Below are 12048 nucleotides of genomic sequence, written 5' to 3' on the forward strand. Positions count from 1 at the left end.
CGTTGTTGATCACCAGGCGCACGATGGCCCGGTGCGGCACCTGCACGCCCTTCGGCGTGCCGGTGGAGCCGGAGGTGTACATGATGTACGCCGCGCTGCCGGCGTCTACCGCTAGGCCCAGCGGCGCGGCCGCATACGTGCTCAGGTCAAGCCGGTCGAGTTCGACCCGGCGCGCGCCCGCCACTTCAGGCTGGTCGCTGTGGGTCAGCAGCAACGCCGCCCCGCTGTCACCGACAATGAACGCCTGGCGTTCGGCCGGGGCATTGCCGTCCAGCGGCACGAACACCGCCGCGCGCTTGCTCACCGCCAACTGGGCCGCCAGCAGGTCGAAGGAGCGTGGCAGCAGCAGGGCCACGCGATCACCGGCACGCACCCCCTGCTCGAGCAGGTAGACGGCCAGGCGATTGGCCTGGTCATCGAGCTGGGCATAGCTCCACTGGCGTTCACCGTGGATCACCGCCAATGCCTCGGGCGTGCTCGCGGCGTGGGCTTCGAACAGGCGGTGGGCGACCTGGTCGCGCGGGTAGTCGCGTGCCGTGGCATTGAAGCGACCCAGCACGCAGTCGCGTTCGACCATGGGCAACCCATGCAGGCTGTGCAGCGCGACCTGCGGCGCCTGCTCCAGCGCCGTGACCAACTGCGTCAAGGCCCACTGCAGCAAGCGGCAGACGCGCTCGCCATCAACCGACGCCACGGCCTGCACCGTCAACCGCAAATCATCCCCATAGTCGTCGACGCTGACCACCAGCGGGTAGTTGCTGCGCTCCTGCGCGGTCAACAGTTCGATCCCCGGCCAGACCGGCCCCTGCGCAGGCTGGCCAGCACTGTGGCGATAGTTCAGCAGGCTGCTGAACAGCGCCTGCGAGGCCGGCACGCCGCTGCAGCGCTGGGCCAGGGCCAGGGAGGCCTGCTCATGGGCCAGCAGGCGCGCCAGGCGCTGGTGGGTCAGGCGCACGCCCTCGGCCACGCCCGCAGCCCCCACGCTGACTCGCAGCGGCAAGGTATTGATGAACATGCCCAGCGCCCGGTCGGCGCCCTCGCCGCCCTGCAGACGACCGAGCAGCACGGTGCCGAACACCACCTCTTCGCGTCCGGACATCTGCGCCAGTACCTGGCCCCAGGCCTGATGCACCAGGCTGGCAACACTGACCCCCAGCGCCCTGGCCTGCCCGCGCAGGCGTGCGACCAGCGCCGGCTCCAATGGGCAGCGGCTTTCACCCACCGAATGGGCCTCGGCCATCGCCTCGCGCAGGCCGAACGCTTCGGTCGGTTCGTCGATATCGCCCAGCAGCTCGCGGAACAATGCCTCGTCGGCCTGAGGGTCCGCGCCAAGGCGTGCCTGGGCCACGTAGTTGCGATACGGGATGCTGGCCGGCAGCTCTGCGGGGCCTTGCAGCAGCGCCCCCACCTCAAGCATCAGCTGTTCCACGGCGGTGTGGTCGACAAGAATATGATGCAGCAGCAGGGTCGCCTCCAGGCGTCCGGCCTGGCGCTGGCTGCTCAGGCGCAGCAAGGGCGCCTGGCCGAGGTCGAGCCGTGGCGTTTCGAGCGCCGGGCTCAGCAGCAGCGGCGCCTCGCGCCAGACCACCTGCACCGCCTCGTCCAGGCCCTGCCAATGCAGGCTGGTGCGCAGGATGTCGTGACGGGCGATGGCCTGGTTCAGCGCGGCGACGAAGGCCTCCAGCTCGGCCTGCCCGGCAAAGGCGAAACGCGCCTGCACCACATAGGGGTCGGCGCCTTCGCTGGCCAGGTGATGGTAGAGGATGCCCTGCTGCAGCGGCGCCAGACCGTAGATATCCTGGATATTGGCCGCGCCACCGGGGATCTGCCGCACCAGTGTGTCGATGGCGTCCTGGTCGAGGTCGGCCAGGGGCAGCATGTCCGCGGTGATCCGCGTGCAGCCTGCCGGGATACGGTTGGCCGGCACCTCGACGGCGGCCTGGCCACCCACCGACGCCGCCAACGCGGCCAGCGTGGGCTGGCTGAACAGCACCCGCACATCGGCCGCCAGCGCCTGCTGGCGCATGCGCTCCACCAGGCGTACCGCCAGCAGCGAATGGCCGCCCAGCTCGAAGAAGTTGTCGTCACGCCCCACTGGCCCGACACCCAGCAGGTCCGCCCAGATCGCCGCCAGGGCGGTCTCGATCGGGCCTTGGGGCGCCTGGTACTGGCGCACCGGCGCTTCGGGGGTCGGCAGGGCCTTGCGGTCGACTTTGCCGTTGGGCGTCAGCGGCATGCCATCGAGGTGGATGAACAGTGCCGGCACCATGTACTCCGGTAACTGCTCGAGCAGACGCTCGCGCAGGTACTGCGCGGCGTGATCCTGGCCAGTGTGGTAGGCCACCAGGCGCTGGCCGCTGTGCGGGTGTTCGTGGACAAGCACCAGCGCCTCGCGCACGCCGTCCACGCGGTTAAGGCAGGCTTCGATCTCGCCCGGTTCGATACGCAGGCCGCGCAGCTTGACCTGGTGGTCGTTGCGACCGAGGAACTGCAACGAACCGTCAGCGCGCTGGCGCACCAGGTCACCGCTGCGATACAGGCGCTCGCCGCGCACGAACGGGCTGTCGATGAAGCGTTCGGCCTGTTGCCCGGCCAAGCCCAGGTAGCCACGCGCTACCCCCACGCCACCGATGTGCAGGTGCCCGGCCACGCCCCACGGCAGCGGCTGGTCCGCGCCGTCCAGTACGTACAGGCGGGTGTTGTCGATCGGCCGGCCGATCGGCAGCGCGCCATCCGGCACGGGCTGATCGGGCTCCAGGGTGCAGACGCTGCAATCGACCGTGGTTTCGGTGGGGCCGTAGACGTTGTGCAGGCGCACTTGCGGCAGGCGCTCGCGCACCTGGCGCACCAGGGATTCGGTCAGCTCGCCACCGCCGCAGACGATGTCGGTGAGGCTGCTGCACTGCGCGCTGCGCGCCTGTTCGAGGAACTGCTGCAACAGCGCCGGCACGAACTGCACCACGCTGACCCTGGACTCGATGATCCGCCGCGCCACATAGTCCGCGTCACGCTGGCCGTCCGGCCGCGCCAGCACCAGGCGCAGGCCGCTGCCCAGGGGCCAGAACAGCTCCCACACCGAGGCGTCGAAACTGATCGGGGTCTTGTGCAGCACCGCGCCGTCCGCCCTCGCGGGGCACAGCCCGGCGCTCCAGTGCACCAGGTTGACCACGCTGCGGTGCTCGACCATCACGCCCTTGGGCAACCCGGTGGAACCGGAGGTGTAGATCACATAGGCGAGGTGGCGCGAGGTCAGCCCGGCCACCCGTGGGTCGGTCGCCGGCAGGCTTTCCCAGCCCGCCTGGTCGAGGTCTATCTGCGGCACGGCCAGCGCGCCCGGCACCTCGCGGGTGGCCGCGTGCACCAGCACCGCCAACGGCGCGCTGTCGACGAGCATGTGGCGGATGCGCTCGGCCGGGTAGCTCGGGTCCACTGGCACATAGGCGCCACCGGCCTTGAGGATGGCCAGCAGGCCAACCACCATCGACGGGCCGCGCTCGACGCAGATCGCCACCCGGTCGTCGGGACGCACGCCCAGGGCGATCAGGTGGTGGGCCAGGCGGTTGGCCTGCTCGTTGAGCTGCCGATAGGTCAGCTGTTCACCTTCCGCCTCGATGGCCACCGCCTGTGGCTGCAGCAGCGCCTGGCGCTCGAACAACGCGTGCAGCGGCTGGTCGAGGTCGTGTTCGGCGGCCGTGGTGTTGCAGCCGGTCAGCAGTTGATGGCGCTCCTCGGGCGTCAGCACCGGCAGCGCCAGCACGGGCAGGTCGGGGGTGCGCTCGAGCGCCTCCACCAGCCCCTCGAACACCTGTCGCAGTTGTCCGCACAGGCGCTCGGCGCCCCATTCAGCGAGGGCCTGGACCGTCAGGCGCAGGTCGTCACCCAGATCGTCGACCGCCAGGTTCAGGGGGTAGTTGGTACGCTCCTCGGTGCCGACCACATCGATGCCCGGCGCCACCGCAATCACCGCGGCGGCGTCACCCGCCGCGCTATGGCGATAGTTGAGCATGCTGTTGAACAACGGCATCGGCGCCACCACACCGCTGCAACGCTGGGCCAGGGCCAGTGGCGCCTGTTCGTGGCCGAGCAGCGCGGTCAACTGGCGGTGGGTCAGCAACAGTGCATCGCGCACACCCTGCCCCTGCAGGTCGACCCGCAGCGGCAAGGTATTGATGAACATCCCGAGGGCGTGTTCGCCGCCCTCGCCCGCCGCCATGCGCCCCAGCAGCACGCTGCCGAACACCACCGACTCGCGCCCGGACCACGCGCCCAGCAGGCGCGCGAGCCCCAGGTGCATGATGCTGGCCGGGCTGACCCCGAGCGACCGGGCCTGGGCACGCAGACGTTGGCTGAGGCCGGGCGCCAGGGTAATCCGGGCTTCCTCCATGGCTTGGCCGGCCACCTCCTGGACGCCGAAGGCCAGGGTCGGTGCGTCGATATCGGCCAGCATGGCGCCGAAGAATGCTTCATGGGCCTGTTCGTCCTGGGCCTGGCGGCTCCTGGCCAGCAGGTCACGGAACGGCACCGGGGCTGGCAGCCGCTCGCCATCACCCGCGAGATAGGCGTGGATCTCGCGGCGCACGATGTCCAGGCCGGTGTGGTCCATGACCGTGTGGTGGAACAGCAGCAGGCCCAGCACCCGGCCGTCGCGATCCTGGCCATGCACCAGGCGCAGCAAGGGGGCCTGGGCCAGGTCCATGCGGTAATGACGCGAGTCGAAACGGGCACGCAGTTGCTCCAGCGGCTCGTCACCGTCCAGGCTCCCGACTGCCTCGCACGCCAGCGGCGCCTTGCGCCACACCACTTGCAGCGGCTGGTCCAGGTATTCCCAGGCCAGTGCCGTGCGCAGGATGTCATGGCGCTGGATCACCCAGTCGAGCGCCTCGGCGAACGCCTGCAGGTGCGCCGGGCTGGCGAAGCGCAGCTGGGCCTGCAGCACATAGGGGTCGCCCTCGGTGGCCGTGAGGTGGTGGTAGAGCATGCCTTCCTGCAGCGGCGCCAGCGGGTAGATGTCCTGCAGATTCGCCGCGCCCCCGGGCAGCGTGGCGACGATGCGGTCGATCGCGGCCTGGTCGAGCCCAGCCAGGGGCAGCATGTCGGGGGTGATGCGTAGCGCCGGGCTCAGCCAGCCATCCTCCAGGCCCGCGAGCATCTCCAGCAACGCTGGCTTGTGCGCCGCCAATGCGTCCCACAGCGCGTCATCGAGGGTGTCGTCATCGCCCTCGACGATCAGGTCGGCCTCCTCGCGCTGGAGTCGGATCGCACGGGTGGAAAGCGCTGCCATGAGTTCGCTGAAGAGCATTGGTAAGCATCCTGCTTTTGCCAGTCGGAAATGCTCGGAACGCTAATGGATCACGGGGGGGCGGGCTGACATGGGAAGGGGGGACAACGGCAGGAGCAGATGGGTTCAACGCCTGGGAGCCAGGCCGCTCAGGCGCCTGACTCCCCTTACAAAAGAGCGGGTTCAGCCAGCCAGCGCTTGCAACTCGGCCAACTCCCGTTCGGACAAACCCACGCCTTCGCGCAGTGCCACTTCACGCTCACGGTAGCGCCGCTCCCCTGGCATGCGCGTCAGCCCCGCTTCCTGCATCTGCTCCACCAGTTCACGGCTGCGCTGGGCAAAACGCTCGCCTTGGGCCTTGGCCGGGTCGATCACGATCAGTAACTGCCCGGTCCATGGGGTCTTTGCCCCCGGATGCCCCGACCAGCCGAACTCCCAGGAAAAATGGCCCCCCGTCAGCGCTGCCGCCAGCAGTTCGACCATCATCGACAGCGCCGAGCCTTTGTGGCCGCCGAACGGCAGCAAGGCGCCGCCTTCGAGAATCGCCTTGGGGTCAGTGGTCGGCTGGCCGGCGGCATCCACGCCCATGCCCGGCGGCAGCTGTTCGCCAGCCCGGGCGGCGATCTGCACGTCGCCATGGGCCATGGCACTGGTGGCCATGTCGAAGACGATCGGGTCGTGCCCCGCGCAAGGCGCGGCGAAGGCGATGGGGTTGGTGCCGAACAGCGGTTTGCGCGCACCGTGGGGCACCACGCAGGTCATGCTGTTGACCACGCTCAGGGCCACCAGGCCTTCATCGGCGAATGGCTCGACATCCGGCCACAGCGCGGCGAAATGGTGCGAATTGTGGATCGCCAGCACCGCGATGCCGGCCGTGCGCGCCTTCTCCACCAACAGCGCGCGAGCCGCGGCCAGGGCCGGCTGGGCAAACCCACCCTTGGCATCGACTTGCACATAAGCCGGCGCCAGGTCGGTTACCTGCGGCTCGGCGCGGCCATCGACCCAACCGCTGGCCAGGGTCGAGACATAACCGGGAATACGGAACACCCCGTGGCTGTGGGCACCGTCACGCTGGGCGCTGGCGCAGTTGTCGGCGAGCACGGCGGCCACTGCCGCGCTGCAGCCATGCCGCGCGAAGATAGCCTGCAGCAATGCCTGCAGTTCGGTAAAAGGCACGCGCACAACAGGGCCGGTGGAAGGTGAAGACATCTGGAGCTCCTTTCTTGGAATTGGAATCGCTACAGCGCAACTGCACAGACTTTCCCGCCAATGACAGCTATCTGTCAAATATTGACTTGATGACAGAAAACAGCCATTTTGGCTTCCACGCCAGAAATCAACCGGAACCGACCATGAGCCAATCGATCAAGCAACGCCTGGAAAGCAGCCTGCACACCGCTGCCGCCTCGGGCCGCCAGATCGCCAGCTACATGCTCGCCAATCTCCACGAACTGCCCTTCCAGACCTCGGCCAGCATCGCCGCCAAGCTGGGCGTGAGCGAATCGAGCGTCGGCCGCTTCTGCCGCGCCCTGGGCTATGCCCACCTCAAGGCGCTCAAGCAGGACCTGCAGAACGACCTGGGCGACGGCCCGTGGCTGGCCGGCGACCGCCTGCAGGCGTTTCGCCAGCAACCCGAGGACGACCAGCGCTCAGGCAGCCTGGAGCTGGAAATGGCCGCGCTGGTGCGCGTGCACGAATACAGCCGCGGCGAAACCTGGCAACAGGTCGCCCGGCGCCTGGCCGACAAACCCCGGGTATTCGTCGCCGGCTTTCAGACCGAGCGTGGCGTGGCCATGTGCATGAGCCACCTGCTGCAGTACCTGCGCGACGGCGTGCAACTGGTCGATGGCAGCGCCGGGCATTTCGGCGAGGTACTGCTGGGGCGCCCGCAGGACTGCGCGCTGGTGGTGTTCGAAGCACGCCGCTATTCGCGCCACGCCCTGCAGCTGTGCCACAAGGCCCGTGCGCTGGGCATCCCGGTGACCCTGGTCACCGACACTTTCTGTGACTGGGCCGATGCCGAAGCCGACGAGGTGTTCCGCATCCCCACCGAATTCAACCTGTTCTGGGAATCCACCGCGACCATGCTGTCGTGGGTGCACCTGATGGTCAACGAGGTCTGCAAGCAGCTCGGACCGGATGTTGAAAAACGCTTGGAAGCAACTGCCGCTCTACATAACGAGTTCGTCGGCTACACCTCGTGGCCGGCGGGCAAACAACAATAGCAAGAGTGCGATGACCGAGGTGCGAGATGAAAGGAACCATGGCTGTGGTGGGTGCGTGCGCCCTGCTGCTGGCGGGCCACGCCAGTGCCGAGACCCTGCGCTTTGCCACTGAAGGCGCATATCCCCCCTTCAACTACGTCGACGCCGACAACAAGCTGCACGGCTTCGACATCGACATCACCCATGCCCTGTGCGAACAGATGACGGTCGAATGCACCCTGGTGGCCCAGGACTGGGAAGGCATCATTCCAGCGTTGATGGCGCGCAAGTACGACGCGGTGGTGGCCTCGATGATCGACACCGAGGAACGGCGCCGGAAGATCACCTTCACCGACCACTACTACCGCACCCCACTGACCGTGGCCGTCGCCAAGGACAGCCCGATCAGCGACGCGCAGACCGACTTCAAGGGCTACACGGTCGGCGCGCAATCCGCCTCGACCCAGGCGATCTACGCCGAGGATGTATACGGCAAGGCCGGCGCGGACGTGAAGCTGTACCCAACCCTTGACGAAGCCAACGCAGACCTTGCCGCCGGGCGCCTGGACGGGGTGATCGCCGACAAGTTCCCGCTGCACGAATGGCTGAACAAGAACGGCAAGGACTGCTGCAAGATCCTCGGCGACGTCGACGGCACCAAGGCCGACGCGGCGATTGCCGTGCGCAAGGACGACCAGGCCCTGCGCACCCGGCTGAACGAGGCGCTGGCGGCGATCGTGGCCAATGGCACCTACCAGAAGATCGCGAGCAAGTACTTCGCCTTCGACATCTACCAGTAATCTCGTGGAGGCCGGCCTGCCGCGCGATGGCGCCTGATCAGTGAACCACGCCATCGCGGGGCAAGCCCGCTCCCACCAGGGCACCTGTTTCCTGGGGGTTAGCCATGCTCGATCAACTCTCCCTGCTTTCCTTCGCCAGCGGCGGCTGGGGCCAGGCGTTGCTGGCCGGCGCGCTGGTGACCGTGTCGCTGGCCCTGGCCTGCCTGCCCATCGGCCTGCCACTGGGCTTGCTGGTGGCGCTCGCCGCGCGCTCGCGCAAACGCCTGCCGCGGGCCTGGGCCACCCTCTTCTCCACGGTGTTTCGCGGCCTGCCCGAACTGCTCACCCTGCTGATCATCTACTACGGCTGCCAGATCGCCGCGCAGAAGCTCCTCGCCGCGCTGGGCTATGAGGGCGAGGTGCTGATCAACACCTTCCTCGCCGCCATGGCCGCCTTCAGTCTGGTGTTCGCCGCGTTCTCCAGCGAGATCTGGCTGATGGCCTTCAAGACCCTGCCCAAGGGCCAGCTGGAGGCCTGCGCGGCCCTGGGCCTGGGCAAGCGCACCGGGTTCTTCAAGGTGGTGCTGCCGCAACTGACGCGCATCGCCCTGCCGGGCCTGTCGAACAACTGGCTGAGCCTGCTCAAGGACACTTCGCTGGTCTCGACCATCTCGCTGATCGACCTGATGCGCCAGACCAACCTCGCGGTCAGCGTAACCAAGGAACCGATGCTGTTCTACGGCGTCGCCTGCCTGGTCTACCTGCTGTTCTCGGCGCTGTCGGGCAGGGTCTTCGCCCTGCTTGAGCGGCGCAGCAATCGCCATCTGCAAGGAGCCCGCCCATGAGTCTGGAGCAACTGCTGGCCTACGTGCTCGACCCGGACTTGCTGGACCGTTACGGCGCACGTTTCGTCGATGGCCTGCTGGTCACCGCCAAGCTGGTGGCGATCTCGTTCACCCTCGGCGCGCTGCTGGGCATGCTCCTGGCGCTGGCGCGCATGTCACCCAGCCGCGTGCTGCGGCGCCTGGCGGCTGGCTACGTGTATTTCTTCCGCGGCTCACCGCTGCTGGCCCAGCTGTTCCTGCTGTACTACGGGCTGGGTTCGCTCAAGGGTTTCTGGCAGGAGCTGGGCCTCTGGTGGTTCTTCCGCGAGGCCTGGTACTGCGCCCTGCTCGCCTTCACCCTCAACACGGCGGCCTACCAGGCCGAGATCTTCCGCGCCAGCCTGATGGCGGTCGCGCCGGGCCAGTACGAAGCGGCCAAGGCACTCAACCTCAAGCGCTCGACCACCTTCTTCAAGGTGGTCCTGCCACAGTCGCTGCTGGTGGCCATCGGCCCGCTGGGCAACGAGCTGATCATGATGATCAAGGCCAGCGCGATTGCCTCGCTGGTGACGATTTACGACTTGATGGGGGTGACCAAGCTGGCCTTCTCGCGCAGCTTCGACTTCCAGATCTACCTGTGGGCGGCAGTGCTCTATCTGCTGATCGTCGAGGTGGTCCGGCGCACCTTGAAACACCTGGAAGCCCGCCTGGGCCGCCACCTGAACTGACTGAAGGAAATCTTCCATGCATTGCCAGACCATCGTCCTGGGCGCCGGCATCGTCGGCGTCAGTACCGCCCTGCACCTGCAGGCCCGCGGACGCCAGGTGATCCTCATCGACCGCGACGAGCCAGGCAGCGGCACCAGCCATGGCAACGCCGGGCTGATCGAGCGTTCCAGCGTGATCCCCTATGCCTTCCCGCGCCAATACAGCGCCCTGCTGCGCTATGGCCTGAACCGCCAGCCCGACGTGCGCTACAGCCTAGCCCACCTGCCCAAGGCCGCACCCTGGCTGCTCAGCTACTGGCGCCAGTCCGCCCCCGGACGCCTGGCCAAGGCCGCCGCCGACATGCTGCCGCTGGTGCAGCGCAGCGTCGAGGAACACGATGCGCTGATCGAAGCCGCCGGCCTGCAAGGGCTGGTGCAGGCCAAGGGCTGGATCGAGGTGTACCGCGACGCCGCGCTGTTCGCCCAGGCCAAGCACGACCTTCAAGGCCTGGCCCGCTACGGCCTGCGCTACGAAATCCTCGAACGCGAGCAACTGCAGGCCCGCGAGCAGCAACTGGACGGTGGGGTGATCGGTGGCATCCACTGGCTCGACCCGAAGACCGTGAGCAACCCCGGCGGCTTGACCCGTGGTTATGCCGCGCTGTTCGTCCAGCGTGGCGGCCAGTTCCTCCACGGCGATGCACGCAGCCTGCGCCAGGTCGAGGGCGGCTGGCAGGTGGACAGCCGTCGCGGCACGGTGATAGCCGACGAGGTGGTGGCCTGCCTCGGCCCGCAGTCGGCCGACCTCTATGAACGGCTCGGCTATCGCTTTCCGCTGGGGATCAAGCGCGGCTACCACATGCACTACGCAACCCGCGATGGCGCCGAACTGGGCCACTCGATCTGCGACACCCAGGGCGGCTATGTCCTGGCGCCGATGGCCCGGGGCGTGCGCCTGACCACCGGCATCGAGTTCGCCGCCAGCGATGCCCCGGCCAACGAGATCCAGCTGCGCCGCTGCGAGGCCCTGGCGCGCAAGCTGTTCCCGGCCCTGGGCGAGCGCCTGGACGACAAGCCCTGGCTGGGCCGCCGCCCCTGCCTGCCGGACATGCGCCCGGTGATCGGCCCGGCGCCGCTGCACAAGCACCTGTGGTTCAACTTCGGCCATGCCCATCATGGCCTGACGCTGGGCCCGGTCAGCGGCCGCCTGCTGGCGGAACTGATGACCGGCGAGCGCCCTTTCACCGACCCTGCGCCCTACAGCGCCGCACGCTTCGCCTGAACCTTGAGCGGGAGAACAACAAGATGACCGCACCCTTGAGCCTTGCCAGCCTGCACCCTGCCCCCGACCCGCGCCCGGAGCTGATCCGTATCGAGGGCCTGAACAAGCATTACGGCGCGTTCCATGTGCTGCACGATATCGACCTGTCGGTGCGCGAGGGCGAGCGGATCGTGCTCTGCGGCCCGTCGGGCTCGGGCAAGTCGACGCTGATCCGCTGCATCAACCGCCTGGAGATCGCCCAGCAGGGCAGCATCCGCGTGGCCGGCACCGACCTTGCCAGCACCAGCCGCGAGGCCGCCAAGGTGCGCAGCGAGATCGGCATGGTGTTCCAGCACTTCAACCTGTTCCCGCACATGAGCGTGCTCGACAATTGCCTGCTGGCACCGATGAGCGTGCGCGGCCTGTCGCGGCGGGACGCCGAGGAACGGGCGCGCTCGTACCTGAGCAAGGTCGGTATCGAAAGCCAGGCGCACAAGTACCCCAGCCAGCTCTCCGGCGGCCAGCAGCAGCGGGTGGCGATCGCCCGGGCGTTGTGCATGAAGCCGAGGATCATGCTGTTCGACGAGCCGACCTCGGCGCTCGACCCGGAGATGGTGGCCGAGGTACTGGATGTGCTGGTGCAACTGGCCGGCACCGGCATGACCATGCTCTGCGTGACCCACGAGATGGGCTTTGCCCGACAGGTGGCAGAGCGAGTGTTGTTTCTCGAAGGTGGGCAGATCATCGAAGACTCTTCACCGGAAGTGTTCTTCGGGCAGCCCAGGACGGCGCGGGCACAGGCGTTTTTGAAGCAGATTCTGCATTAGTGGTTCGTGGCCCTGGGCAGATATACGCAACCCAGTCCGCCTCCCGCAAAACAGCGATGCAATATATAAAGATTTGATCTTGATCTTGATCTTAATCTTGATCTTGATCGGCCCTTGCTCTGCTTTTGCTTCTAAGTGCGCGATAGTTCAGGCGACACAAATTGCGAC

The 12048-nt window shown here is 67.6% G+C and carries 8 protein-coding genes; 6 read left to right on the forward strand and 2 right to left on the reverse strand.

The features are described from left to right. Together ACODS9_RS26060 and ACODS9_RS26065 are read right to left on the reverse strand one after the other, a co-directional pair. Positions 1-5299 (reverse strand): amino acid adenylation domain-containing protein (locus ACODS9_RS26060; RefSeq protein ID WP_489095086.1); only part of this gene is annotated, 5299 nt, incomplete at its 3' end. A gap of 162 nt (positions 5300-5461) precedes the next feature. After that, the gene (locus ACODS9_RS26065) at positions 5462-6487 is read right to left on the reverse strand and encodes an Ldh family oxidoreductase (protein WP_489095087.1); all 1026 of its coding nucleotides are present in this window, start codon (positions 6485-6487) and stop codon (positions 5462-5464) included. 143 nt (positions 6488-6630) lie between these two features. On the opposite strand from ACODS9_RS26065, the gene ACODS9_RS26070 reads away from it, so the two are divergent. The 6 genes from ACODS9_RS26070 (at position 6631) to ACODS9_RS26095 (ending at position 11880) form a co-directional block, all read left to right on the forward strand. Continuing rightward, a complete protein-coding gene (locus tag ACODS9_RS26070; RefSeq protein WP_046855417.1) occupies positions 6631-7503 on the forward strand; it encodes a MurR/RpiR family transcriptional regulator in 873 nt (290 codons plus the stop codon). Between the two features lie 26 nt (positions 7504-7529). Next, a complete protein-coding gene (locus ACODS9_RS26075; protein ID WP_489095088.1) occupies positions 7530-8282 on the forward strand; it encodes a transporter substrate-binding domain-containing protein in 753 nt (250 codons plus the stop codon). 104 nt (positions 8283-8386) lie between these two features. Beyond that, the gene (locus ACODS9_RS26080; protein ID WP_046855416.1) at positions 8387-9106 is read left to right on the forward strand and encodes an ABC transporter permease; all 720 of its coding nucleotides are present in this window, start codon (positions 8387-8389) and stop codon (positions 9104-9106) included. Continuing rightward, positions 9103-9813, forward strand: a complete 711-nt coding sequence (locus ACODS9_RS26085) for an ABC transporter permease (protein WP_102685465.1) — start codon at positions 9103-9105, stop codon at positions 9811-9813. The genes ACODS9_RS26080 and ACODS9_RS26085 overlap by 4 nt, the downstream gene beginning before the upstream one ends. 16 nt (positions 9814-9829) lie before the next feature. Continuing rightward, complete coding sequence (locus ACODS9_RS26090; RefSeq protein ID WP_046855414.1) at positions 9830-11074, forward strand: NAD(P)/FAD-dependent oxidoreductase; 1245 nt, start codon at positions 9830-9832, stop codon at positions 11072-11074. 23 nt (positions 11075-11097) lie between these two features. Then, on the forward strand, positions 11098-11880 hold the full coding sequence (locus ACODS9_RS26095; protein WP_489095089.1) for an amino acid ABC transporter ATP-binding protein: 783 nt from the start codon (positions 11098-11100) through the stop codon (positions 11878-11880). Positions 11881-12048: the final 168 nt, after the last annotated feature.

It is taken from the genome of Pseudomonas sp. FG36 (assembly GCF_057809275.1).

Bases quoted from the DNA above. Each gene is read 5' to 3' on its own strand.
- ACODS9_RS26095 (WP_489095089.1), top strand. From the start codon at position 11,098: ATGACCGCACCCTTGAGCCTTGCCAGCCTGCACCCTGCCCCCGACCCG.
- ACODS9_RS26080 (WP_046855416.1), top strand. From the start codon at position 8,387: ATGCTCGATCAACTCTCCCTGCTTTCCTTCGCCAGCGGCGGCTGGGGC.
- ACODS9_RS26065 (WP_489095087.1), bottom strand. From the start codon at position 6,487: ATGTCTTCACCTTCCACCGGCCCTGTTGTGCGCGTGCCTTTTACCGAA.
- ACODS9_RS26090 (WP_046855414.1), top strand. From the start codon at position 9,830: ATGCATTGCCAGACCATCGTCCTGGGCGCCGGCATCGTCGGCGTCAGT.
- ACODS9_RS26085 (WP_102685465.1), top strand. From the start codon at position 9,103: ATGAGTCTGGAGCAACTGCTGGCCTACGTGCTCGACCCGGACTTGCTG.
- ACODS9_RS26075 (WP_489095088.1), top strand. From the start codon at position 7,530: ATGAAAGGAACCATGGCTGTGGTGGGTGCGTGCGCCCTGCTGCTGGCG.
- ACODS9_RS26070 (WP_046855417.1), top strand. From the start codon at position 6,631: ATGAGCCAATCGATCAAGCAACGCCTGGAAAGCAGCCTGCACACCGCT.